Source organism: Pseudomonas sp. FG35 (assembly GCF_057809295.1).
Genome location: NZ_JBMDJR010000005.1, coordinates 265,349 through 287,665 on the forward strand (window position 1 = coordinate 265,349; position 22,317 = coordinate 287,665).

Annotated in this window: 23 protein-coding genes and 1 pseudogene; 7 read left to right on the forward strand and 17 right to left on the reverse strand. The window is 61.4% G+C overall.

The window, feature by feature from the left end:
* Positions 1–6: 6 nt before the first annotated feature.
* The 5 genes from recG to exbB form a co-directional block, all read right to left on the reverse strand.
* The gene (recG, locus tag ACODTD_RS12535) at positions 7–2,082 is read right to left on the reverse strand and encodes an ATP-dependent DNA helicase RecG (RefSeq protein WP_074689971.1); all 2,076 of its coding nucleotides are present in this window, start codon (positions 2,080–2,082) and stop codon (positions 7–9) included.
* Between the two features lie 9 nt (positions 2,083–2,091).
* Positions 2,092–3,021 (reverse strand): hydrogen peroxide-inducible genes activator, encoded by a 930-nt coding sequence (locus ACODTD_RS12540; RefSeq protein WP_007954418.1) that lies wholly within the window; start codon positions 3,019–3,021, stop codon positions 2,092–2,094.
* Positions 3,022–3,196: 175 nt separating this feature from the next.
* Complete coding sequence (locus ACODTD_RS12545) at positions 3,197–3,943, reverse strand: TonB family protein (RefSeq protein WP_007954422.1); 747 nt, start codon at positions 3,941–3,943, stop codon at positions 3,197–3,199.
* Positions 3,940–4,368, reverse strand: coding sequence for a TonB system transport protein ExbD (exbD, locus tag ACODTD_RS12550; protein ID WP_011336565.1), 429 nt, complete (start codon positions 4,366–4,368; stop codon positions 3,940–3,942). Before exbD ends, ACODTD_RS12545 begins: the two co-directional genes overlap by 4 nt.
* Before the next feature lie 6 nt (positions 4,369–4,374).
* Complete coding sequence (exbB, locus tag ACODTD_RS12555; protein WP_285354290.1) at positions 4,375–5,325, reverse strand: tonB-system energizer ExbB; 951 nt, start codon at positions 5,323–5,325, stop codon at positions 4,375–4,377.
* A 188-nt stretch (positions 5,326–5,513) separates the two neighbouring features.
* Here exbB and ACODTD_RS12560 point away from each other — a divergent pair, with 188 nt between their 5' ends.
* Positions 5,514–6,371 carry an SDR family oxidoreductase gene (locus tag ACODTD_RS12560; protein ID WP_011336563.1) on the forward strand — a complete coding sequence of 286 codons (858 nt, stop codon included), beginning with the start codon at positions 5,514–5,516 and terminating at the stop codon, positions 6,369–6,371.
* Positions 6,372–6,434: 63 nt separating this feature from the next.
* On the opposite strand, the gene ACODTD_RS12565 is transcribed toward ACODTD_RS12560, so the two are convergent.
* The 6 genes from ACODTD_RS12565 to ACODTD_RS12590 all read right to left on the reverse strand — a co-directional run bounded on the left by ACODTD_RS12565 (position 6,435) and on the right by ACODTD_RS12590 (position 11,744).
* Positions 6,435–7,175: a putative periplasmic lipoprotein gene (locus ACODTD_RS12565; RefSeq protein ID WP_221615808.1), complete on the reverse strand. Its 741-nt coding sequence runs from the start codon at positions 7,173–7,175 to the stop codon at positions 6,435–6,437.
* A 72-nt stretch (positions 7,176–7,247) separates the two neighbouring features.
* Complete coding sequence (locus ACODTD_RS12570; protein ID WP_003229509.1) at positions 7,248–7,628, reverse strand: RidA family protein; 381 nt, start codon at positions 7,626–7,628, stop codon at positions 7,248–7,250.
* Between the two features lie 24 nt (positions 7,629–7,652).
* Positions 7,653–9,758, reverse strand: a complete 2,106-nt coding sequence (gene spoT, locus ACODTD_RS12575; RefSeq protein WP_007954439.1) for a bifunctional GTP diphosphokinase/guanosine-3',5'-bis pyrophosphate 3'-pyrophosphohydrolase — start codon at positions 9,756–9,758, stop codon at positions 7,653–7,655.
* A gap of 57 nt (positions 9,759–9,815) precedes the next feature.
* Positions 9,816–10,079 carry a DNA-directed RNA polymerase subunit omega gene (rpoZ, locus tag ACODTD_RS12580; RefSeq protein ID WP_003229503.1) on the reverse strand — a complete coding sequence of 88 codons (264 nt, stop codon included), beginning with the start codon at positions 10,077–10,079 and terminating at the stop codon, positions 9,816–9,818.
* A gap of 168 nt (positions 10,080–10,247) precedes the next feature.
* The gene (gmk, locus tag ACODTD_RS12585) at positions 10,248–10,868 is read right to left on the reverse strand and encodes a guanylate kinase (RefSeq protein WP_011336561.1); all 621 of its coding nucleotides are present in this window, start codon (positions 10,866–10,868) and stop codon (positions 10,248–10,250) included.
* A 12-nt stretch (positions 10,869–10,880) separates the two neighbouring features.
* On the reverse strand, positions 10,881–11,744 hold the full coding sequence (locus tag ACODTD_RS12590) for a YicC/YloC family endoribonuclease (RefSeq protein WP_011336560.1): 864 nt from the start codon (positions 11,742–11,744) through the stop codon (positions 10,881–10,883).
* Positions 11,745–12,011: 267 nt separating this feature from the next.
* On the opposite strand from ACODTD_RS12590, the gene rph reads away from it, so the two are divergent.
* Positions 12,012–12,734 carry a ribonuclease PH gene (gene rph, locus ACODTD_RS12595; protein WP_003229494.1) on the forward strand — a complete coding sequence of 241 codons (723 nt, stop codon included), beginning with the start codon at positions 12,012–12,014 and terminating at the stop codon, positions 12,732–12,734.
* A gap of 29 nt (positions 12,735–12,763) precedes the next feature.
* Entirely contained in the window at positions 12,764–13,132 is a 369-nt protein-coding gene (locus tag ACODTD_RS12600; protein ID WP_007954441.1) for a DUF4870 domain-containing protein, read from the forward strand.
* Between the two features lie 63 nt (positions 13,133–13,195).
* On the opposite strand, the gene crc is transcribed toward ACODTD_RS12600, so the two are convergent.
* Positions 13,196–13,975 carry a catabolite repression control protein Crc gene (crc, locus tag ACODTD_RS12605; RefSeq protein WP_007920349.1) on the reverse strand — a complete coding sequence of 260 codons (780 nt, stop codon included), beginning with the start codon at positions 13,973–13,975 and terminating at the stop codon, positions 13,196–13,198.
* A gap of 82 nt (positions 13,976–14,057) precedes the next feature.
* Here crc and pyrE point away from each other — a divergent pair, with 82 nt between their 5' ends.
* A complete protein-coding gene (pyrE, locus tag ACODTD_RS12610) occupies positions 14,058–14,702 on the forward strand; it encodes an orotate phosphoribosyltransferase (protein WP_011336558.1) in 645 nt (214 codons plus the stop codon).
* 71 nt (positions 14,703–14,773) lie between these two features.
* Here pyrE and argB read toward each other — a convergent pair whose 3' ends face one another.
* The 4 genes and pseudogenes from argB to coaBC all read right to left on the reverse strand — a co-directional run bounded on the left by argB (position 14,774) and on the right by coaBC (position 19,011).
* Positions 14,774–15,679 (reverse strand): acetylglutamate kinase, encoded by a 906-nt coding sequence (gene argB / locus ACODTD_RS12615; protein ID WP_007954443.1) that lies wholly within the window; start codon positions 15,677–15,679, stop codon positions 14,774–14,776.
* A gap of 24 nt (positions 15,680–15,703) precedes the next feature.
* Positions 15,704–17,080: pseudogene (locus ACODTD_RS12620) on the reverse strand (phosphomannomutase/phosphoglucomutase); the annotation flags it as partial.
* Between the two features lie 261 nt (positions 17,081–17,341).
* On the reverse strand, positions 17,342–17,797 hold the full coding sequence (dut, locus tag ACODTD_RS12625) for a dUTP diphosphatase (protein WP_011336556.1): 456 nt from the start codon (positions 17,795–17,797) through the stop codon (positions 17,342–17,344).
* 5 nt (positions 17,798–17,802) lie between these two features.
* Positions 17,803–19,011 (reverse strand): bifunctional phosphopantothenoylcysteine decarboxylase/phosphopantothenate--cysteine ligase CoaBC, encoded by a 1,209-nt coding sequence (gene coaBC, locus ACODTD_RS12630; RefSeq protein ID WP_085606127.1) that lies wholly within the window; start codon positions 19,009–19,011, stop codon positions 17,803–17,805.
* Positions 19,012–19,146: 135 nt separating this feature from the next.
* On the opposite strand from coaBC, the gene radC reads away from it, so the two are divergent.
* Positions 19,147–19,821, forward strand: coding sequence for a RadC family protein (gene radC, locus ACODTD_RS12635; protein WP_011336554.1), 675 nt, complete (start codon positions 19,147–19,149; stop codon positions 19,819–19,821).
* A gap of 36 nt (positions 19,822–19,857) precedes the next feature.
* Here the strand turns inward: radC and ACODTD_RS12640 are convergent, their stop codons facing one another.
* Positions 19,858–21,444 (reverse strand): ABC transporter substrate-binding protein, encoded by a 1,587-nt coding sequence (locus ACODTD_RS12640; RefSeq protein ID WP_221615806.1) that lies wholly within the window; start codon positions 21,442–21,444, stop codon positions 19,858–19,860.
* 446 nt (positions 21,445–21,890) lie between these two features.
* On the opposite strand from ACODTD_RS12640, the gene rpmB reads away from it, so the two are divergent.
* Together rpmB and rpmG are read left to right on the forward strand one after the other, a co-directional pair.
* Positions 21,891–22,124, forward strand: coding sequence for a 50S ribosomal protein L28 (gene rpmB, locus ACODTD_RS12645; protein WP_003177273.1), 234 nt, complete (start codon positions 21,891–21,893; stop codon positions 22,122–22,124).
* 11 nt (positions 22,125–22,135) lie between these two features.
* Positions 22,136–22,291, forward strand: a complete 156-nt coding sequence (gene rpmG, locus ACODTD_RS12650; protein WP_003177274.1) for a 50S ribosomal protein L33 — start codon at positions 22,136–22,138, stop codon at positions 22,289–22,291.
* Positions 22,292–22,317: the final 26 nt, after the last annotated feature.

Genomic DNA, 22,317 nt, shown 5'->3' on the forward strand with positions numbered 1-22,317 from the left:
CGGTGCTCACACTTGGCCGTATTGCTGCCCGTGTCGCAGCCAGCGGTCGAGCAACGGGCTGACGTGGGTAGGCCAGCGTTCGAGCAATGCCTGGGCGGCATCGCGCACGGCGGGCAACAGATCGGCGTCGCGCATAAGGTCCGCGACCTTGAATTGCAGCAGGCCGGTCTGGCGGGTGCCGAGCATTTCGCCGGGGCCGCGCAGTTCGAGGTCTTTTTCGGCGATGACGAAACCGTCGTTGGTCTCGCGCATGATGCCCAGGCGCTGGCGACCGATCTGCGACAGCGGCGGATGGTAGAGCAGCACGCAATGGCTGACCGCGCTGCCCCGGCCGACACGACCGCGCAACTGGTGCAGTTGCGCAAGGCCGAGACGCTCAGGGTTCTCGATGATCATCAGGCTGGCGTTGGGTACGTCGACGCCGACTTCGATCACGGTGGTGGCGACCAGCAGTTGCAGGTTGCCGGCCTTGAATTCGGCCATGACGGCGGCTTTTTCGGCAGGTTTCATGCGGCCGTGGATCAGCCCGACCTTCAACTCGCCGAGGGCGGCGGTCAGGTCTTCGAAAGTGGTTTCGGCGGCCTGGCAGGTCAGCTCTTCGGACTCTTCGATCAGCGTGCACACCCAGTAGGCCTGACGGCCTTCGGCGCAGGCGCTGCGCACCCGTTCGATGACTTCGACGCGGCGGGTGTCGGTGACCAGCACGGTGTTGACCGGGGTTCGACCGGGCGGCAGTTCGTCGAGGATCGAGGTGTCGAGGTCGGCGTAGGCGCTCATCGCCAGCGTCCGCGGAATCGGTGTGGCGGTCATGATCAGTTGATGCGGACACATGCGCCCGCCGACGCCTTTCTGCCGCAGCGCCAGACGTTGCTGCACGCCGAAGCGGTGTTGTTCGTCGATGATCACCAGCGCGAGGTTCTTGAACTGCACTTCGTCCTGGAACAGCGCGTGGGTGCCGACCACCATCGGCGTGCCGCTGGCGATCTGTTCCAGCGCGGCGACGCGGTTCTTGCCCTTGAGCTTGCCGGCCAGCCACGCCACGTCGATGCCCAGCGGTTCGAGCCAGCGTTTGAAGGTGATGAAGTGCTGCTCGGCGAGGATCTCGGTCGGCGCCATCAACGCGACCTGATAACCCGCCTCCAGCGCTTGAAGCGCGGCGAGGGCGGCGACCACGGTTTTGCCCGCGCCGACGTCGCCCTGAATCAGCCGCAGCATCGGTTCGTGCTGGCTGAGGTCGTAGGCGATTTCGTTGCCGACTCGTTGCTGGGCGCCGGTCGGGTTGAAGCCGAGGTTGGCCAGGTATTTCGCCGGTAGTTTGGTGGCTTTCGGCATCGCCGGCGCGCGCAGGGAGCGCATGCTTTCGCGCAGGCGCTGCTGGGACAGTTGATGGGTCAGCAGTTCTTCGAAAGCCAGGCGATGCTGGGCCCAGTGATGACCGAGGGCGAGTTCATCGACGTCGGCATCGGCGGGCGGGTTGTGCAGGTAACGGATCGCGTCGGCCAGCGGCGCCAGTTGATAGTCGCGAGCCAGTTCGGTCGGCAGCCAGTCGGGCAGGGTGGATGGCTTGAGCAGGGTCAGGGTCTGCATGCACAACTGACGCAGGCGCGCCTGGGTCAGGCCTTCGGTCAGCGGGTAGACCGGGGTCAGGGTTTCATCCACCGGCGGCGGTTCGTCGCCGTTGATGGCGCGGTATTCCGGGTGGTAGATCTCCAGCCCCGAGGCGCCGGGCCGGGCTTCGCCGTAGCAGCGAATCCGCGTGCCGCGCTTGAGACCTTCTTTCTGCGCGTTGCTGAAGTGGTAGAAGCGCAGGCTCAAGCCGCCGGTGCCGTCCTGCAAACGCACGACGAGGCTGCGACGCCGGCCCATGACCACGTCGGCGCCGCTGACGGTGCCTTCGACCACGGCGTCCTGCCCGGGACGCAATGCGCCGATCGGCACCACGCGGGTGCGATCCTGATAACGCAGCGGCAGGTGGAACAGCACGTCCTGAAGGTTTTCCAGGCCGACCTTGGCCAGTTTCTCGGCCATGGCTTCACCGACACCCTTGAGTGCGGTGACCGAGACCTGCGACAGCTCAGTCATGACGCTGACTTACCCGGCCGTAACCGGCGCGGCAGGCTTGGCGACCGAGCACAGGCGAATGGAGTCGGCGAGGATCTCGATGGCTTTCGGCCGTGGGAAGCTGGCGCGCCAGGCGATGGCCACGGTGCGGAACGGCACTGGTGCCGACAGCGGGCGCACTTCGATCACGCCGGGGGCGTAGTGGTGGCTGTCCACCGCCGACAGCGGCAGGATCGAGATGCCCAGACCGGACGCGACCATGTGACGAATGGTTTCCAGCGAGCTGGATTCGACCGTGGTGTGCTTGGCGCCGTCGTTGCCCTTGGTCAGGGTAGGGCAGGCTTCCAGCACCTGATCGCGGAAGCAGTGGCCTTCACCGAGCAGCAGCAGGCTCTTGTCGTTGAGCAGCGCGGCGTCGATGGATTCTTTCTGGGTCCACGGGTGCTGGGCCGGCATCAGGACGTAGAACGGCTCGTCGTAGAGTTGCAGGGTCAGCACGTCGGCTTCGTTGAACGGCAGGGCGATGATGATCGCGTCGAGCTCGCCGTTGCGCAGTTTGTCGCGCAGCACGTGGGTGAAATTTTCTTCGATGTACAACGGCATCTGCGGGGCGACCCGGTGCAGTTGTGGAATCAGGTGCGGGAACAGGTAGGGGCCGACGGTGTAGATTGCGCCGACTTTCAGTGGGGCGGTCAGCTGGTTCTTGCCGGCCTGGGCCAGCTCGCGGATGCCCTGGGCCTGCTCCAGCACTTTCTGCGCCTGGGCGACGATGCCTTCGCCGACCGGGGTCAGGCGAACGGCGCTTTTGCTGCGCTCGAAAATCAGCACACCGAGTTCGTCTTCAAGCTTTTTCACGCCCACCGACAGGGTCGGCTGGCTGACGTGGCAACGCTCGGCCGCGTGGCCGAAATGCTGCTCTTGGGCGAGGGTAACGATGTAGCGTAATTCTGTGAGAGTCATAGCAAGCGTCCATGAAGATGCGGGCCAAGCATACCGGCTGCAATCGATAGACGCACGTTATCAGACTGAGTGATGAATGCGACACCGGGCAATGCCGGTTTGCCGTGGATGGATAAGCAAAAGGCACCTTTCGGTGCCTTTTTGGCTGAATCAGGCCGAGCTGCGTGAGTGCGAATCAGCGGCGGCGTTCCAGCGAGTACACAAACGGCGCAACGATTTCGATCGCGCCATTGGTCAGCATGTCGGCCGGTGGCTTGGGCAGCGGTTGGGCGCGGCGGATCATTTCCAGGGTGGCCCGGTCCAGATCGGCGTTGCCGGAGCGCCCCACCAGTTCGAACGACAGCACGTTGCCTTCGCCATCGACCACGAAACGCAACCGGTTCAAGCCTTCCTTGCCCCGTGCCTGAGCACTGGCCGGGTACTTCTTGTACTTGGCCAGGTGCGCGAGCAGGGTGCCTTGCCAGCTGGCCTTGGCGGCCATTTGTGCAGGCGACGGGCCCGGTGCAGGCTGGGCGGATTTCTCCGTCGGGGCCTGAGTCGGCTGGGTATCGGCGGGCTTCTCTTCGGACGGTTTCTCCTTCGGCGGATCGGGCAGTTTCTTCTCGATCGGCTTCGGCGGTTTTGGTTTCGGCTTAGGCTTCGGTTTCTGCACCGCGATCTCGGCTTTTGGCGCTTCAGCCAGTTTCGGGATCGGCAGTTCTTCAACCGGAGCCGGTGGCTGCGGTGGCGTGACGACTTTCGGCGGTGCGGGCGGTGGCGGGGCCGGAACCGGTGCCAGCTCGACCATCATTGCCTGCGGCGGCAATTCGATGGGCGGGCGGGCGGTCCAGTTCAGCGCCAGCGCGATGGCCAGCGCGTGAACACCCAGCACCACGGCCAGGCTACCGCTGTAACGCGTCAGCTTATGGCGCGTCGTGATCATTTCTTGACTGCGCTCTCGAGTCCGACCAGGCCGACCTTCAGGTAACCGGCGGCGCGCAGGTTATCCATCACGCTCATCAGGTCGCCGTAATCCACGCCTTTGTCGGCCTGGAAGAAGATCGTCGTGTCTTTCTTGCCCTGGGTCTTGGCGTCGAGTGCGGCGCCGAGGGTTTCGGCTTTCACTTCGTCATCGCCCAGGAACAGGCGCTGGTCAGCCTTCACGCTGAGGAACACCGGTTTCTCCGGCCGCGGTGCCGGTTTGGCGGTCGAGGCAGGCAGGTCAACCTTGATGTCCACGGTGGCCAGCGGCGCGGCCACCATGAAGATGATCAACAGCACCAGCATCACGTCGATGAACGGCGTGACGTTGATTTCGTGGTTCTCGGCCAGATCGTCGTCTGCGCCTTCTTTCAAATGCAGGCCCATGGCCGATTACCCCACTTTCACCATGTGCGGATGCGAGCTGCTGCGCTCAGGCTGGTGGTCGAGGTCGCGGCTGACCAGCAGCAGCACCTGAGCCGACGCATCGGACACCTGAGCCTTGTAACCGGCGATGGAGCGGGCGAAGACGTTGTAGATGACCACGGCAGGAATCGCGGCCACCAGACCCAGTGCGGTAGCCAGCAGCGCTTCAGCGATACCCGGTGCTACGACGGCAAGGTTGGTGGTCTGGGTTTTGGCGATGCCGATGAAGCTGTTCATGATGCCCCACACGGTACCGAACAGACCGACGAACGGTGCGGTGGAACCGATGGTGGCGAGGACGCCGGTGCCGCTGCTCATGTTGCGGCCACAGGCTGCGACCAGGCGCTCGAGGCGGAAGCTTACGCGCTCCTTGATGCCTTCTTTTTCGCGGGCGTTGGTCGACAGGCGCATTTCTTCCAGCGCGTCGTGTACCAGCAGGTTGGCGAGGGTGCCTTCCTTCGCGGCGGTGGCGCTGGCCTCTTTGAGCGTGGCGGCTTTTTTCAGGGCGGCAATCTCGCCGCGCAGACGACGCTTGGCGCCCATCAGCTCGAAGCCCTTGGCGATCCAGATGGTCCAGGTGATGATCGAGGCGATGGCCAGGCCGATCATCACGGCTTTAACGATCACGTCGGCGTTCTGGTACATGCCCCATGGCGACAGGTCGTGGGCCATGCCCAGGGTGTTGTCGGCTTCAAGGACTTCCGGCGCGTCGGCGGCGCTGGCGTCTACGGCCTGCACCGGGTCGGTCGCGGCAGGTGCGGCGGCCGGAGCGCTCTGCTCGGTGGCGGCTGGCGCAGCCGGGGTTTGTGCGTCAGCGAAGGCGGCTGGCGCCAGCATCAGGCTGACCAGCAGGGCAGCCACGGCGCTCCAGGCGCGAGGTCGGTTGGTTGGCGAAGCGGAGTTTTGAATGCGTGTCATGCTGGCCGGACCTGAGATAGAAAAACGGTAATGCTCTTCCAGGCCTCGTGAGGCCGAGAACAAAAGTGGCGTGCATTATTGCAAGTAATTCTTGTTAACAGAAGTAATAGAGTTGCTTTTTTTCCTTCATTGCTAGCCGCTCGTCCCTTGCCGAGGCTAGTCTGTCGCTTTCCGATGGGAGATTTTTGATGTCCGCGCCTTCTGTTTTGATCGCCGGTTGCGGTGATGTCGGCAGCCGTCTGGCCACGCAATTGCTGGCTGCCGGCTTCCAGGTCTATGGCCTGCGCCGTGATATTTCACGTTTGCCGGACGGCGTTATCGGTGTCGCCGGTGACTTGTTCAATGAGGATTGCCCGGCAACCTGGCCGGTGGGCGCTATCGATTACCTGGTGTATAGCGCGGCAGCCACCGATCACGATGAGGCCGGTTATCGTGCGGCGTATGTGCAGGGTTTGCAGCATGTGCTGGGTTGGCTGAACGATTACGGGCAGGAGCCTGAGCGGCTGCTGTTCGTTTCCAGCAGCAGTGTTTATGGGCAGCAGAGCGGCGAGTGGGTCGATGAAAAATCCGAAACCGTCGCTGCGGGTTATTCCGGTCGGTTGATGCTGGAGGCCGAGCAGGTTGCGCTCAACAGCGGCATTCCCGCGAGCATCGTGCGCCTGACCGGCATTTACGGCCCCGGCCGTGAATGGCTGCTGACCCAAGTGCGTCGTGGCTATCGCGTGGCGGTCGATCCGCCGCTGTATGGCAATCGCATCCATGCCGATGACGCGGCGGGGTTGATGGCGTTCTTGCTGGACGCGGATCGCAAGGGCGTGACGCTGGATGACATCTATATCGGCGTGGACGATGCGCCGGCGCCGCTGGCCGAGGTGGTGGCGTGGTTGCGGGAATATCTGGGTGTCACCGAATGGTCGGAAGACGAGAGCGTACGGCGCACCGGCAGCAAGCGTTGCAGCAATGCGCGGGCGAAGACGCTGGGCTGGGTGCCGAAGTATCCGAGTTATCGTGAGGGGTATGCCGCGATTCTAGAGGGGCGTTGCTGACTTTCGAGTGTCAAAAAGGCGGGAGCAAATGTTTGCTCCCGCCTTTTTTGTCTCAAGCGCCGATCACTGCTTCTTGAGCAACCACTTGCGCTCACCCGGGGTGAACTGCGGTTGTTCGTCCGCCAGTGCCGTGTTCACGGCCTGCAGGATTTCCAGTTCCTTGCCCTTGCGCACAAAGATCCAGTTGTTGCCCTGACCGTTCTGCTGCAACCACATGCTGTCGTTGCCGCTGCTCATCGACGCGCAATCGCCGGCGAGACACAGGGCATAGCGGTCGGCACCCGGCAGGCCGGAGACTTGGCCGTCAGCCTGAAACTGCACGGTAGCGCCTTCGCCCTGGCCGCTGGTGATCGTCCAGTTGCCGCCCAGATAAGCGGAATACAGTGCGCGTTCGAAGCTGGCGCCGATTGGTGCGCCTTCCGGCACCGGAATCTGCGCGCGGTCGAAGACCTGTTCCGGTTCGTTTTCGTTGGCGGCTTGTTGCAGTTGGCCACCGTCGCGTTTCAGCTCGCTGGCGGAGCTGCCATAGAAGTCGACTTTCCAGGCGCCGGACTGTTCGCCGAGCAAGCGACCTTCCACGTTTTCAAAACCGTTGGTGTAGCGGGCCTGGCCGGCCTTGGTGTTGACGTCCCACTCCAGGTTCGGGCCGTAGGCCTGAAGCGCTTCGCGCAGGGGGCCGCCCTTGGCAGCGGCATCGATGGCGACCTGATTGATCCAGGTGCCGCTGATGTCACGGTCGGCAGGGTTGCTGGCGCAACCGCCGAGGAAAATGGCGAGCAGCGAGAGAGCAAGCGCTTTGCGCATGGTGGAATCCTTTCAAAACCTTTTCTTTACCGCAGAGCAATCGGCGCGGCGTCTGAGGCCGCGCCGTGCGCATTACTCGATGACCAGAATGGCATCCATTTCAACCTGCGAACCCTTTGGCAGGGCTGCCACGCCGATGGCGGCGCGCGCCGGGTACGGCTGGTCGAAGTACTTGCCCATGATCTCGTTGACCTTGGCGAAGTGGCTCAGGTCGGTGAGGAAGATGTTCAGCTTGACGATGTCCTTGAACGAACCGCCGGCGGCTTCGGCCACGGCTTTCAGGTTCTCGAACACCTGGACGGTCTGGGCTTCGAAGCCTTCGACCAGTTCCATGGTTTTTGGATCGAGGGGAATCTGACCCGACATGTAAACGGTGTTACCGGCCTTGATCGCCTGAGAGTAAGTACCGATGGCGGCTGGGGCCTTGTCGCTGGTGATAACGGTTTTGGTCATGAATGACTCCTTGTAATTAGGTGGTTATGCACGCATGCGGGTGATGCGGATCACCCCGGTCAGGGCGCGCAGTTTCTTGATCACGCGGGCCAGGTGCACACGGTCGTGGACGCTGACCACCAACTGGACAACGCTGATGCGACCATCGCGTTCGTCCATGCTGATTTTCTCGATATTGCCGTCGGCTGCGTTGACGCTGCTGGCCAGCAGGGCGATCAGGCCGCGCTGGTGTTCCAGCTCGACGCGCAGTTCGACGTTGAATTCGCCGGTGACATCCTTGGCCCACGAGAGCTGGATGCATTTTTCCGGGTTGTGACGGATTTCGCTGATGTTGCGGCAGTTGTCCAGGTGCACGACCATGCCTTTGCCTGCCGACAGGTGACCGACAATCGGGTCGCCCGGGATCGGTGTGCAACATTTGGCGTAGCTGAGGACCAGACCTTCGGTGCCGCGAATCGCCAGCGGGCCTTCCGGGCTTGGCAGTTGCTCGCCTTCGCCGAGCAGGCGGCGCGCCACGACGTAGGCCATGCGATTGCCGAGGCCTATGTCTTCGAGCAGGTCTTCGATCAGTTCGAGGCGGTACTCGGTGAGCATCGCCTTCACGCGTTCGGCCGGAATCTGTTCCAGCGCGCTGTCGAAGCCGTTGAGCACCTTGTTCAGCAGGCGTTCGCCGAGGCTGATGGATTCGGAGCGGCGCTGCAGTTTCAGCGCATGGCGGATGTGTGTGCGCGCCTTGCCGGTGACCACGAAGTTGAGCCACGCCGGGTTCGGCCGTGCGCCGGGGGCGCTGACGATCTCGACCGTGGAGCCGCTTTGCAGCGGTTCGGACAGCGGCGCGAGACGACGGTTGATCCGACAGGCGATGCAGCTGTTGCCGACGTCGGTGTGCACCGCGTAGGCAAAGTCGACCGCCGTGGAGCCTTTGGGCAGCTCCATGATCCGGCCTTTGGGCGTGAACACGTAGACCTCGTCCGGGAACAGGTCGATCTTCACGCTCTCGATGAATTCCAGCGAGTTGCCGGCGCGTTGCTGCATTTCCAGCACGCCCTTGACCCACTGACGGGCGCGGGCGTGAGTGCCTTTCGGCTGCTCGTCGCCGCTGGACTTGTACAGCCAATGGGCGGCGATGCCGTTGTTGGCCATCTCTTCCATTTCGCGGGTGCGGATCTGGATTTCGATCGGTACGCCGTGCATGCCGAACAGCGTGGTATGCAGCGACTGATAGCCGTTGGCCTTGGGGATCGCGATGTAATCCTTGAAGCGTCCCGGCAACGGTTTGTACAAATTATGTACAGCACCCAGCACGCGGTAGCAGGTATCGACCTTGTCGACGATGATCCGGAACGCATAGACGTCCATGATCTCGTTGAAGGCCCGACGCTTGCCGCGCATTTTCTTGTAGATGCCGTAGAGGTGTTTCTGGCGACCGCTGACTTCACCCTGGATGCCGTCGATGGCGAGGCAGTGGCCGAGGGATTCTTCGATCTTGTTGACGATTTCCTTGCGGTTGCCCCGGGCGCGCTTGACGGCCTGGTAGATCCGCGCGGAACGCATCGGGTGCATCGCCTTGAAGCCGAGGTCTTCGAATTCGATGCGGATCGCGTGCATGCCCAGCCGGTTGGCGATAGGGGCGTAGATCTCGAGGGTTTCCTTGGCGATGCGCCGGCGTTTCTCGCCGGACAGCACTTCCAGCGTGCGCATGTTGTGCAGGCGGTCGGCGAGCTTGACCAGGATCACGCGAATGTCGCGTGCCATCGCCATCGCCATCTTCTGGAAGTTTTCAGCCTGGGCTTCGGCCTTGGTCTCGAAGTTCATCTGGGTCAGTTTGCTGACCCCGTCGACCAGTTCGGCCACGGTTTCACCGAACTGCGCTTGCAGCGCTTCCTTGGCGATACCGGTGTCTTCGATCACGTCATGCAGCATCGCAGCCATCAGGCTCTGATGGTCCATGTGCATGTCGGCAAGAATATTCGCCACGGCAAGAGGATGCGTGACGTACGCCTCGCCGCTGCGGCGGCGTTGGCCGTCGTGGGCTTGTTCGGCGTAGAAATACGCTCGGCGGACCAGGTTGACCTGGTCGTTGCCGAGGTAGGTCGATAAGCGATCGGCGAGGGCGTCTATGCTCGGCATGATAACTCCTGCCGTAGGCTGTGATCCCGCGCCGTGCTACGTCGACCAGGCATAGGCTTAGACGGCCTCGTTGGACTCGTCCTCGAACGCAGCGAAGACAGGGTCTTCGTGGACGATTTCCTGCTCGGCGATGAACTCGTAGCTCATCAGGCCTTCAGCGATTTCACGCAGCGCAACTACGGTCGGTTTGTCGTTTTCCCACTGAACCAGGGGCTCTTTGCCGCCGGTGGCCAGTTGACGGGCACGCTTGGTAGAGAGCATGACCAGCTCAAAGCGGTTTTCCACGTGTTCTAGGCAGTCTTCAACGGTTACGCGGGCCATGGTATTCCTCGGAGCGAATGCAATATGCGCGCTGCCCGGTTGGGCGAGCGGACTCAACAGTTTAAAAAATCACCAGCGATTAGGGAAGCGCTGATTTTTTGACCAGACTCTTCAACGCGCTGCAAGTGCCAATGTAAAGCCCTTGCAGCGGTTTTGGGAAGTGCTGTTTCAGCCCAGCAATTCAGCCAGCAATTTGCCGAAACGCACTTGCTGACGTTTCTGTTGCAACTGATTGGCGCGGAAAATCGCCTTCAGATCGTCCAGCGCATGGGCGAAATCGTCGTTGATGATCAGGTAGTCGTACTCGACGTAGTGGCTCATTTCGCTGACCGCTTCACGCATCCGGCCATCGATGATCTCGTCGCTGTCCTGGCCACGGTTGGTCAGGCGCTGGTGCAGGGCCTGCAGTGATGGCGGCAGGATGAAGATCGAACGGGCCTGCGGCATCAGCTTGCGCACTTGCTCGGCGCCTTGCCAGTCGATTTCCAGAATCAGGTCGTGGCCTTCGTCCAGGGTCTGCTGTAGGCGGCTTTGCGAGGTGCCGTAGAAGTTGCCGAAGACTTCGGCGCGTTCCAGAAAATCGCCGTGCTCGCCCATTTTCACGAACTCTTCGCGGGTCACGAAGTGATAGTTCACGCCGTCCACTTCACCCGGGCGCATGGCGCGGGTGGTGTGGGAAATCGAGACGCGAATGTCCGGATTGGTGTCGGTCAGGGCCTTGACCAGACTGCTCTTGCCCGCACCCGAAGGGGCGGAAATGATGTACAGGGTGCCGGTGCTGTGGGTCATGTCGGGGTAGCCTTACTCAATATTCTGCACTTGTTCGCGCATCTGCTCGATCAACACCTTGAGGTTGACCGCTGCCTGTGTGCTGCGCGGGTCGAAGGCCTTGGAGCCCAGTGTGTTGGCTTCGCGGTTGAGCTCTTGCATCAGGAAGTCCAGGCGCCGGCCGGCGGCCCCGCCGGATTTCAGCACCCGGCGAACTTCAATGATGTGGGTGCTCAGGCGATCCAGTTCTTCGGCCACGTCGCTCTTCTGCGCGAGGATGACCATTTCCTGTTCCAGGCGCTGCGGGTCCAGTTCGGCCTTCATGTCGGCAAAGCGGTCGAGGACTTTCTGACGCTGGGTGGCGAGCATCTGCGGAACCAGTTCGCGCAGGGTCACCACATCTTCCTCGATGGAGGTCAGGCGATCATTGATCAGGCGGGCGAGCTCCGCGCCTTCGCGCTCGCGGCCGGCCTTGAGGTCTTTCAGAGCCTGATTGAACAAGGCCAGCGCCTCGGCGTTCAGCGCCTGCGGGTCGGTGGCGTCGGCGACCAGTACGCCTGGCCAGGCCAACACTTCCAACGGGTTCAGCGCCGCCGGATTCTTGATCAGGCCGGCAACCGTTTCGGCCGCGGCGACCAGTTGCGCGGCGCGCTCGCGATCCACCTGCAACGGCTTGCCGGTGCTTTCCTCGGTGAAGCGCAGGGTGCATTCCAGTTTGCCGCGCGACAGGCCCTGGCGGAGGGCTTCGCGGACGGCGCCTTCGAGGTCGCGGAACGACTCAGGCAGGCGCAGGTGGGGTTCCAGGTAGCGGCTGTTGACCGAGCGCAGTTCCCAGCTCAGGGTGCCCTGAACGCCGGCTTTTTCGACGCGGGCGAAGGCGGTCATGCTGTGCACCATGGGGTGACCTCGCGATACAGATCGGCGCGAATGGAAGCTCCGCAGCTCGATATCAATGAATTTAAGCCGACTGGCAGCAAAGGCGCAGGATTGTAGCGCAGTGCGGCGGATGCGCCCAAACACACGGTGTGACAAAGGGCTGCAGGCCGTCGGCAAAGCGCGCTTCAGGGCCTTCGGTCGTCGGCCGGATTTTTTAACGAGTGCCCAGGCGCGGTGCACAGCTCTATAATGCTCCGCAGTTTTCCGTCCCCAGTACAGGTATCTCCTATGAAACGTCCAAGTGGTCGCGCTGCCGATCAGCTCCGCTCGATCCGCATTACCCGCAACTACACCAAACACGCCGAGGGATCGGTACTGGTCGAATTCGGTGATACCAAAGTCATCTGCACCGTCAGCGTCGAGAACGGCGTGCCGCGTTTCCTCAAAGGCCAGGGCCAGGGTTGGCTGACCGCCGAATACGGCATGTTGCCGCGCGCCACCGGCGAGCGTAACCAGCGTGAAGCGAGCCGCGGCAAGCAGGGCGGCCGTACCCTGGAAATCCAGCGCCTGATCGGTCGTTCCCTGCGCGCCGCGCTGGACATGTCCAAGCTGGGCGACGTCACCCTTTACGTCGACTGCGACGTGATCCAGGCTGACGGCGGTACCCGCACCGCGTCGATCACCGGCGCCATGGTTGCGCTGGTCGATGCACTGAAAGTGATCAAGAAGCGCGGCGGCCTGAAAGGCGGCGACCCGCTCAAGCAAATGATCGGCGCCGTTTCCGTGGGCATGTACCAGGGCGAGCCGGTGCTGGATCTGGACTATCTTGAAGATTCCGCTGCCGAGACCGACCTCAATGTGGTGATGACCAGCACCGGTGGTTTCATCGAAGTGCAGGGCACTGCCGAAGGCGCGCCGTTCCAGCCTGAAGAGTTGAACGCGATGCTGGAGCTGGCGAAGAAAGGCATGAACGAGATCTTCGAACTGCAAAAGGCTGCACTGGCCGACTGAGCAGGTTCGTAACCCGCAAGGAGGACACGATGAGTGATGAGCAAGAGTTGCTGCCCAAGCCGAGCCAGGAGGTTCGCCAATGGGCCATGTTTTGTCACTTGTCCGCCTTGCTGGGGATCTGGATTCCGTTCGGCACGCTGATCGGGCCGCTGGTCCTGTGGCAGATGAAACGCGAGACCGATCCGTTCATCGACGCCCAGGGCAAGGAAGCGTTGAATTTCCAGATCACCGTGGCGATCGCTTCGATGATCTGCTTCGTGCTGATGCTGTTGCTTATCGGGTTCGTGCTGTTTGGCCTGCTGGCCATCGCGGCGCTGGTGTTGACAATTATCGGTGGGGTTAAAGCCAACGAGGGTTTCCCTTACCGCTATCCGTTCACCTGGCGGTTGATCAAATAACGAACGATCGCCCACAAAAAAACCGACAGTGATGTCGGTTTTTTTGTGTCTGCGAAAGGCCGCTCAGATGGTCAGCGTCCAGTCGTAGTCGACGATCAGCGGTGCATGCTGCGAGAACCGTGGCTGACGTGGCAGGCGTGCGCTGCGCACGAAGCGCCGCAGTCCCGGAGTCAGGATCTGGTAGTCGAAGCGCCAGCCCAGATTCAACATCTCGGCCTGTTCGTTGTCCGGCCACCAGCTGTACTGGTCGCCTTCGCGGCTGACTTCGCGCAGGGCATCTACGTAGCCCATGTTGCCGACAATCTCGTCCATCCAGGCGCGCTCCGGCGCCAGGAAGCCCGGGGATTGCTGGCTGTCGCGCCAGTTCTTGATGTCGAGCTTCTGCTGCGCGACGTACAGCGAGCCACAATAAATGTACTCGCGACGTTTGCGCCGCTGTTTGTCCAGGTACTTGCCGAAGTCGTCCATGAGCTTGAACTTCTGGTTCAAGTCCTCATCGCCGTTCATCCCCGAAGGAAGCAGCAAGGTGGCAATACTGACTTTGTCGAAATCTGCTTGCAGGTAGCGCCCGTAGCGGTCGGCCGTCTCGAAACCGAGACCGCTGATGACAGCCTTCGGTTGCAACCGCGAATACAAAGCCACGCCGCCTTGGGCAGGGACTTCAGCATCGCAGGCATAAAGGAAGTAGCCGTCCAGTTGGAAGGCTGGGTCATCCAGTTCAAAGGCGGAGGCACGGGTGTCCTGCAGGCAGATGACGTCGGCATTCTGTGCTTGCAGCCAACTGAGCAAACCGCGCTCGACTGCAGCCTGAATACCATTGACGTTCACACTGATGATCCGCATAAATGGCCCCAAAAATCGCGTGCGTGTATGATACACGGCGTCAAGCTAATTAGCTAAATCCGTGGTATTTGGGGTTTTTTTCATGCAAGCGTATCAGCGCGATTTCATTCGTTTTGCCATCGATCGCGGCGTTTTGCGCTTCGGTGAGTTCACCCTGAAGTCCGGGCGTACCAGTCCTTACTTCTTCAATGCGGGCCTGTTCAACTCGGGTTCCGCGCTGGCGCAGCTGGGTCGTTTCTACGCCGCAGCCATCGCCGAGAGCGGCATTCCGTTCGACGTGCTGTTCGGCCCGGCCTATAAAGGCATCCCGCTGGCGGCAACCACTGCCGTGGCACTGGCCGAACACCACAACCGTGACTTGCCATGGTGCTTCAACCGCAAGGAAGCCAAGGCCCACGGCGAGGGTGGCAGCCTGGTCGGCGCACCGCTGACCGGCGACGTGCTGATCATCGACGACGTGATCACCGCCGGCACCGCGATCCGTGAAGTGATGCAGATCATCGCTTCCCAGGACGGCGCCAAGGCCGCCGGCGTGCTGATCGCCCTGAACCGTCAGGAGCGCGGCAACGGCGAGCTGTCGGCAATCCAGGAAGTCGAGCGTGATTTTGGCATCCCGGTCATCAGCATCGTGTCGCTGAACCAGGTACTGGAATTCCTGGCAGACGACCCGCAACTCAAGCAGCACCTGCCAGCCGTTGAAGCCTATCGCGCCCAGTTCGGCGTCTGATCGCTTCTTCAAGGGCAAAAAAAGACCCCGCTCAGCCAGGCTGAGCGGGGTCTTCTTGTTTGCGCTATCGCTTACGGACGCTTGCGATTGCTGATCAGCGTACCCACACCGGTGTCGGTGAAGATTTCCAGCAGGATCGCGTTCGGTACGCGGCCGTCGATGATAAGCGAGCTGCCCACACCGCCCTGAACCGCTTCCAGCGCGCAACGGATCTTCGGCAGCATGCCGCCGTAGATGGTGCCGTCGGCGATCAGGTCGTCGACCTGCTGGGTGCTCAGGCCGGTCAGCACGGTGCCCGACTTGTCCATCAGGCCGGCGATGTTGGTCAGCAGCATCAGCTTCTCGGCTTTCAGCGCTTCAGCAACCTTGCCGGCCACCAGGTCCGCGTTGATGTTGTACGACTCGCCGTTTTCACCCACGCCGATCGGTGCGATCACCGGGATGAAATTGCCTTTGACCAGCAGGTTCAGCAGTTCGGTGTTGATCCCGACCACTTCGCCCACATGGCCGATGTCGATGATTTCCGGCTGGGTCATCTCCGGGGTCTGGCGGGTGACGGTGAGCTTCTTCGCGCGAATCAGCCCGGCGTCTTTACCGGTCAGGCCGATGGCGCTGCCGCCGTGACGGTTGATCAGGTTGACGATGCTTTTGTTGACCTGACCGCCGAGGACCATTTCCACCACGTCCATGGTCGCGGCGTCGGTGACGCGCATGCCATCGACGAAATGGCTTTCAATCGACAGGCGCTTGAGCAGATCACCGATCTGCGGGCCACCCCCGTGCACCACTACCGGGTTGATGCCCACGGCCTTCATCAGCACGATGTCGCGGGCGAAGCCGGTTTTCAGCTCCTCGCTTTCCATCGCGTTGCCGCCGTATTTGATCACCAGGGTCTTGCCGACGTATCGGCGGATATAAGGCAGCGCTTCGGACAGGACCTTGGCAGTGTTGGCGGCGGCATCGCGTTCGAGGGTCATTCAGGGCTCCGGGTGAATCAGCAATCAGAACGGTAGTTGGAGATCAGGTGCAACGCGTTTCAGTTGGGCATGGAACACAGCCTTGATGCGCTGCAGTTCAGCCTCGTCATCGGCCTCGAAACGCAGCACCAGCACCGGTGTGGTGTTGGATGCGCGCACCAGGCCCCAGCCTTTGGCGTAGTCGACCCGCACGCCGTCAATGGTGGTCAGGTCGGCGCCTGGGCCCCACTGCGCATCGTGCAGTGCATCAATGATGCTGAATTTGCTCTCTTCGGTCACATGGATATTGATTTCCGGCGTGGAAATATCGTTCGGGAAGGTCGCGAACAGCTCCTCGGCCGAAGATTTTTCCTTGCTGAGGATTTCCAGCAGCCGTGCGGCGCTGTAAATGCCGTCGTCGAAACCGAACCAGCGTTCCTTGAAGAAAATGTGCCCGCTCATTTCGCCGGCCAGCAGTGCGCCGGACTGTTTCATTTTCTTTTTGATCAACGAGTGACCGGTCTTCCACATTAGCGGCCGACCGCCATATTCCTTGATCAGCGGGATCAGGCGACGGGTGCATTTGACGTCGAAGATGATTTCCGCGTCCGGGTTGCGCGCCACCACGTCACGGGCGAACAGCATCAGCAGGCGATCCGGGAACACGATGGTGCCGGTGTTGGTCACCACGCCGACGCGGTCGCCGTCGCCGTCGAAGGCCAGGCCGATGTCGGCGTTGGTTTCCTTGACCTTGGCGATCAGGTCGACGAGGTTCTCAGGCTTGCCCGGGTCCGGGTGATGGTTCGGGAAGTTGCCGTCGACTTCGCAGAACAGCGGGATGACTTCGCAGTTCAGCGCTTCGATCAGTTGCGGGGCGATCACGCCGGCTGCGCCGTTGCCGCAGTCGACCACGACTTTCAGGCGGCGGGCCAGTTTGATGTCCTGGACGATTTCAGTGGTGTAGCGGTCGAGGATCTCGACCTGGGTCACGCTGCCCGTGCCGCTGCTCAGATTACCGGTCTTGATGCGTTCATGCAGGACCTGAATCTGTTCGTTGGCGAGGGTGTCGCCGGCGATAACGATCTTGAAGCCGTTGTAGTTCGACGGGTTGTGGCTGCCGGTGAGCATCACGCCGGATTTGCCGGCCAGCACGTTGGCGGCATAGTACAGCGCCGGCGTCGGCACCAGGCCGACGTCGCTGACATGGCAACCGCTTTCGGCGATGCCGCGGATCAGTTCGGCAACCAGTTCCGGACCGGACAGACGGCCGTCACGGCCGACGGACACGTTCGGTTCGCCCTGGGCCAGGCTCTGGGAGCCGATGGCGCGGCCGATCCAGTAGGCGGTTTCGCCATTGAGGAATTCCGGCACGGTGCCGCGAATGTCATAGGCGCGGAAGATGCTGTCGGGAAGCTTCGGGGCGACTTGGGCGGGGGTGCTCATCTGCGAAAATGCTCCATCTCGAAAGTGGCTGGACACACCGACGACTATTCGACGGCAAGTTCAAACTGAAGGGTATGACGGCGGTTTTCACAGAGAGTTCGTGGTGTGAAAGGGCCATGACGCCTTGTCCGGCGTGGTGTTGGCCTGCCAATGCGTTGATTTTCAGCGCTAAACCTTGCAGATGACATTTTGAAGTTCGTGGCGGGGAATGCCTCCTCGCCACGACGGGTTTTCAGCCGATCACTTGGTGCCGGAATGGCCGAAACCACCCGTGCCGCGCTCGGTCTCGACGAACTCTTCAACCATTTCGAAGTGCGCCTGCACCACGGGTACCAGTACCAGTTGAGCCAGGCGCTCGCCGACCGGCATGGTGAATTCGGTCTGGCCACGGTTCCAGCAGGACACCATCAACGGGCCCTGGTAGTCGGAGTCGATCAGGCCGACGAGGTTGCCCAGCACGATGCCGTGCTTATGGCCCATGCCCGAACGCGGCAGGATCAACGCGGCGAGGTTCGGATCGCCGATATAGACCGACAGACCGGTAGGGATCAGCACGGTTTCACCCGGCTTGATCACGATGTCCTCTTGCAGCATGGCGCGCAGGTCGAGGCCGGCGGAGCCCGGTGTGGCGTATTGCGGCAGCGGGAATTCGGTACCGATGCGTGGGTCGAGGATCTTGGCTTGCAAAGCGTGCATGTAAATTAAACCTGGTTCAGACGTTCGGCGATAAAAGTGACCAGTTGGCGAGCGATCTTGCTCTTGCTGGTCTGGGCGAAAACCGTGGCGTGCAGCGCACGGTCGATGACGCTGCAGGCGTTTTCTTCGCTGTTGAAACCGATGCTCGGGTTGGCGACGTCGTTGGCGACGATCAGATCGAGATTCTTGTCCTTCAGCTTGCGCGCAGCGTAGTCGAGCAGGTGTTCGGTCTCGGCGGCGAAGCCGACACTGAACGGACGGTCGGGACGGGTCGCGATGGTGGCCAGGATGTCCGGGTTACGCACCATTTGCAGGACGAAGCCGTCGCCGCTCGTAGGGTCTTTCTTCAATTTTTGCGGGGCGACGACTTCCGGACGGTAGTCCGCAACTGCCGCCGAGGCGATAAAGATGTCGCAAGGGATCGCGGCTTCACACGCGGCGAGCATGTCGCGGGCGCTGACCACGTCGATGCGGGTGACGCGATCCGGCGTCGGCAAATGCACCGGGCCGCTGATCAGCGTGACGCGGGCGCCGGCTTCCACCGCCGCTTCCGCCAGGGCGAAACCCATTTTGCCGGAGCTGTGGTTGGTGATGTAGCGCACCGGGTCGATGTTTTCCTGGGTCGGGCCGGCGGTGATCACTACGTGTTTGCCGGTCAACGCCTGACGCTGGAAGCAGTCCGCCGCGAGCTGGGCCAGGTCGGTGGCTTCCATCATGCGGCCCATGCCGACGTCGCCGCAGGCCTGGCTGCCGGAGGCCGGGCCGAAGGTCTTCAGGCCGCGACTTTCAAGGAGTTGCAGGTTGGCCTGGGTCGCCGGGTCGCGCCACATGGCCTGGTTCATGGCCGGAGCGACCGCGACGATAGCATCGGTGGCCAGCACCAGCGTGGTCAGCAGGTCGTTGGCAATGCCTTGGGCCAGACGGGCCAACAAGTCGGCGGTCGCCGGGGCGATCAGCACCAAATCGGCCCATTTGGCCAGTTCGATGTGGCCCATTGCGGCTTCAGCAGCCGGGTCGAGCAAGTCCAGGTGAACCGGGTGGCCGGACAGGGCCTGCATGGTCAGCGGGGTGATGAATTCGCTGCCGCCGCGGGTCATGACCACGCGCACTTCGGCGCCCTGGTCGATCAGGCGGCGCACAAGGTCGGCGCTCTTGTAGGCAGCAATGCCGCCGCCGACGCCCAGAACGATGCGTTTCCGATACAGCCGCTGCATAGGTCTGCCTTTCATTTCGTTGGTGACATACGTGGCGAAACCCCCTCCCCAGAGTGAATTCGCCCGCAAAAAAGATGGGCTACGATATCACAGCGACCGCTACGGAACAGCGGCGCCCACAGACAAGGAATGTGTATGAGTATTCGCGATTGGCCGGCGGCGGAAAGGCCGCGGGAAAGGTTGTTGGAACAGGGCTCTGCGAGCCTTTCGGATGCGGAACTGCTGGCGATTTTTCTGCGAACCGGCGTGCCGGGGAAAAGTGCAGTTGATCTGGCGCGGCACTTGTTGAATCAGTTTGGCAGCTTGAGATTGTTGCTTGAGGCCGATCAGGAAGCATTCAGCAAGCAATTGGGTCTCGGCCCTGCAAAGTTCGCCCAGCTGCAAGCTGCTCAAGAAATGAGCAAGCGACATCTGGCCGAGCGTTCACGGCAAAAAACAGCGCTTGAAAACCCACAAGTGGTTCGTGATTACCTCAAAGTCATGCTGCGCCACGAGCCGCACGAGGTATTTGGTTGCTTGTTTCTGGATTCCAAGCATCAAGTGCTCACCTTCGAGGCTCTGTTTCGCGGCTCGATCGACAACACCGCCGTGCATCCCCGGGAAGTCGTGAAGCGTTCCCTGGCCAACAACGCGGCAGCGGTGATCCTGTGTCATAACCATCCGTCGGGAAACAGCGATCCGAGTCAGGCTGATCGATTATTGACCAAGCGTTTGCAGAAGGCTTTGGAGCTGATCGATGTGCGGGTGCTCGACCACTTCATCGTTGGCGATGGGGAACCGTTATCGATGGCGGAGTGTGGCTGGATGTAGCTTGCAGCGACTGTAGTTGCTGCAAGCCGGGGCGGATTACTTGAGGGTGACCTTGGAGTAGTCCTGCCGCCCGAACGGGCTCACCGAGTAACCCTGCACGTCTTTACGCGTCAGCGCATACGCAGTCGGATGCGCCAGCGGCAGCCACAAGGCCTGCTGCTGGATCTGCGCCTGTGCCTGTTCGTACAGTTTGGTACGTACGCCTTGTTCGCTGGTGGTCTTGCCGGCGCTGATCAGCTTGTCCAGGTCGGCATTGCAATAGCGGGCGAAGTTGGTGCCGGATTTGACCGCCGCGCAGGAAAACTGCGGGGTGAGGAAGTTGTCCGGGTCGCCGTTGTCGCCGGCCCAGCCCATGAACAGCAGGTCATGTTCGCCAGCCTTGGCGCGACGGATCAGTTCGCCCCATTCGATCACGCGGATTTCCGCCTGAATGCCGATTTCTGCCAGATCCGATTGCAGCAGTTGTGCGCCGAGGCTCGGATTCGGATTGAGCAGGCTGCCGGACGGGCGCGTCCAGATGGTGGTCTGGAAACCGTCCTTCAATCCAGCCTTGGCGAGCAGTGCCTTGGCCTTGTCCACGTCGTGGGCGTAACCCGGCAGGTTTTTCGCGTAGCTCCAGGTATTCGGCGGATACGGACCGTTGGCGGCTTCGGCGGTGTCTTCGAATACAGCCTTGAGGTAGTTGGCCTTGTCGAAGGCGAGGTTGATCGCCTGGCGCACTTCCGGTTTATCCAGTGGTGGATGCTGGCTGTTGATGCCGACGAAGGCGGTCATGAACGCGTCAGTCTTTTCGACTTTCAGCGTCGGCTCCTGCTTCGCGGCCTGTACGTCCAATGGTTTTGGCGACAGGGCGATCTGGCACTCGTTGCGCCGCAGTTTTTGCAGGCGCACGTTGGCGTCCGGGGTGATGGCGAAGATCAGCGGGTCCACTGCCGGTTTGCCGCGGAAGTAGTCCGGGTTGGCCTTGTAGCGGATCGAGGCGTCTTTCTGGAAGCGGGTGAACACGAACGGGCCAGTGCCGACCGGTTGGCTGTTGAGCTTATCGGTCGCGCCAGCCTTCAGCAGCTTGTCGGCGTATTCAGCAGAATAAATGGAGGCGAATCCCATGCTCAGGGTGGCCAGAAACGTCGAGTCCGGGTGGTCGAGAGTGAAACGTACGGTCAGCGGATCCAGTGCGTCGATCTTCTTGATCAGGCTCGGCAACTGCATCGACTGGGCGTGCGGGAAGCCGCTCTGGGCGACCTTGTGCCACGGGTTGGCCGGGTCGAGCATGCGGTCGAAGCTGAATTTGACGTCTTCGGCGGTCAGTTCGCGGGTCGGCTTGAAGTAGTCGGTGGTGTGGAACTTCACCTGCGGGTGCAGCTTGAACACGTAGGTCAGGCCATCGGTGCTGACTTCCCAGCTGTCGGCCAGGCTCGGGACGACCTTGCCGCTGGCGGTGTCGAAGTCCACCAGCCGATTCATCAGCACGTCGGCCGAGGCGTTGGTGGTGGTCAACGAGTTGTACTGCACCACGTCGAAGCCTTCGGGACTGGCCTCGGTGCAGACGCTCAAGGCGGCGGCCTGGGCCAGTGGACTCAGTAACAGCGGGGCGAAGAGCAGGGGGAGGGCAGCGAGGCGCATGGTCGGCTTCCTTTACAGATCGAAGGCCCATCTGCAAGTGCAGTCTGGAAAAAGCCTACCCTAGTGGTCGCGATTGCAAATGACTATCCCCTTTTTGCATTTTCGGGACTGTGCGGCTGAGGATTTGTCGGAAGAGGCGATGGGAAAAGTCTCGATCGCGGGTATGATCGGTTTTCTTCGACGAATGGTAAAAATTGCCGGCAGCCTTTGCCCAAAGCGCTTTCAGCCGGAAAAAGCGGCTTTTTAGCCATTCTTTCCACACGGAAAGTTGTTGCTCCGTGGTCTTTCTGGTATAAAGCAGCGCTCTTTTCTAGGGGCCCGGTTCCTTCGCTTGTAGGTGTAGCCGGTAAGACCTCTAAAGAATCGCGGCGCCTGGCGCCACAATGACTAGAGATTAAGCGGCCAACCCATGCCGGGTTGGGCATGTGGTTTTAGAGGGCTGAGGCATGTCTAGAGTATGTCAAGTTACCGGTAAGGGTCCGGTGACTGGGAACAACATTTCCCACGCAAACAACAAAACCCGTCGTCGTTTCCTGCCGAACCTGCAGCATCACCGCTTCTGGGTTGAAGAAGAGAAACGTTTCGTACGCCTGCGCGTTTCCGCCAAAGGCATGCGTATCATCGACAAGCGTGGCATCAGCGTTGTGCTGGCCGAGCTGCGTCGCGACGGCAAGGTTTAAGGGAGCTAATCATGCGTGAATTGATTCGTTTGATCTCGAGCGCCGGTACTGGTCACTTCTACACTACCGACAAGAACAAGCGTACTACCCCGGACAAAATCGAGATCAAGAAATATGATCCGGTTGTTCGCAAGCACGTGATCTACAAGGAAGGCAAAATCAAGTAATTGATTTTTCCCGACTTACGAAAAAG

Excerpts from the sequence above, each read along its gene's own strand:
- exbB (WP_285354290.1), bottom strand. The coding sequence starts at position 5,325 with ATGACACGCATTCAAAACTCCGCTTCGCCAACCAACCGACCTCGCGCC.
- rpmG (WP_003177274.1), top strand. The coding sequence starts at position 22,136 with ATGCGTGAATTGATTCGTTTGATCTCGAGCGCCGGTACTGGTCACTTC.
- gmk (WP_011336561.1), bottom strand. The coding sequence starts at position 10,868 with ATGACCCACAGCACCGGCACCCTGTACATCATTTCCGCCCCTTCGGGT.
- radC (WP_011336554.1), top strand. The coding sequence starts at position 19,147 with ATGAGTATTCGCGATTGGCCGGCGGCGGAAAGGCCGCGGGAAAGGTTG.
- rpoZ (WP_003229503.1), bottom strand. The coding sequence starts at position 10,079 with ATGGCCCGCGTAACCGTTGAAGACTGCCTAGAACACGTGGAAAACCGC.
- recG (WP_074689971.1), bottom strand. The coding sequence starts at position 2,082 with ATGACTGAGCTGTCGCAGGTCTCGGTCACCGCACTCAAGGGTGTCGGT.
- ACODTD_RS12540 (WP_007954418.1), bottom strand. The coding sequence starts at position 3,021 with ATGACTCTCACAGAATTACGCTACATCGTTACCCTCGCCCAAGAGCAG.
- ACODTD_RS12570 (WP_003229509.1), bottom strand. The coding sequence starts at position 7,628 with ATGACCAAAACCGTTATCACCAGCGACAAGGCCCCAGCCGCCATCGGT.
- rph (WP_003229494.1), top strand. The coding sequence starts at position 12,012 with ATGAAACGTCCAAGTGGTCGCGCTGCCGATCAGCTCCGCTCGATCCGC.
- ACODTD_RS12565 (WP_221615808.1), bottom strand. The coding sequence starts at position 7,175 with ATGCGCAAAGCGCTTGCTCTCTCGCTGCTCGCCATTTTCCTCGGCGGT.
- spoT (WP_007954439.1), bottom strand. The coding sequence starts at position 9,758 with ATGCCGAGCATAGACGCCCTCGCCGATCGCTTATCGACCTACCTCGGC.
- argB (WP_007954443.1), bottom strand. The coding sequence starts at position 15,679 with ATGACCCTCGAACGCGATGCCGCCGCCAACACTGCCAAGGTCCTGTCC.
- crc (WP_007920349.1), bottom strand. The coding sequence starts at position 13,975 with ATGCGGATCATCAGTGTGAACGTCAATGGTATTCAGGCTGCAGTCGAG.
- ACODTD_RS12560 (WP_011336563.1), top strand. The coding sequence starts at position 5,514 with ATGTCCGCGCCTTCTGTTTTGATCGCCGGTTGCGGTGATGTCGGCAGC.
- dut (WP_011336556.1), bottom strand. The coding sequence starts at position 17,797 with ATGCACGCTTTGCAAGCCAAGATCCTCGACCCACGCATCGGTACCGAA.
- ACODTD_RS12640 (WP_221615806.1), bottom strand. The coding sequence starts at position 21,444 with ATGCGCCTCGCTGCCCTCCCCCTGCTCTTCGCCCCGCTGTTACTGAGT.
- ACODTD_RS12600 (WP_007954441.1), top strand. The coding sequence starts at position 12,764 with ATGAGTGATGAGCAAGAGTTGCTGCCCAAGCCGAGCCAGGAGGTTCGC.
- coaBC (WP_085606127.1), bottom strand. The coding sequence starts at position 19,011 with ATGCAGCGGCTGTATCGGAAACGCATCGTTCTGGGCGTCGGCGGCGGC.
- ACODTD_RS12590 (WP_011336560.1), bottom strand. The coding sequence starts at position 11,744 with ATGGTGCACAGCATGACCGCCTTCGCCCGCGTCGAAAAAGCCGGCGTT.
- rpmB (WP_003177273.1), top strand. The coding sequence starts at position 21,891 with ATGTCTAGAGTATGTCAAGTTACCGGTAAGGGTCCGGTGACTGGGAAC.
- ACODTD_RS12545 (WP_007954422.1), bottom strand. The coding sequence starts at position 3,943 with ATGATCACGACGCGCCATAAGCTGACGCGTTACAGCGGTAGCCTGGCC.
- pyrE (WP_011336558.1), top strand. The coding sequence starts at position 14,058 with ATGCAAGCGTATCAGCGCGATTTCATTCGTTTTGCCATCGATCGCGGC.
- exbD (WP_011336565.1), bottom strand. The coding sequence starts at position 4,368 with ATGGGCCTGCATTTGAAAGAAGGCGCAGACGACGATCTGGCCGAGAAC.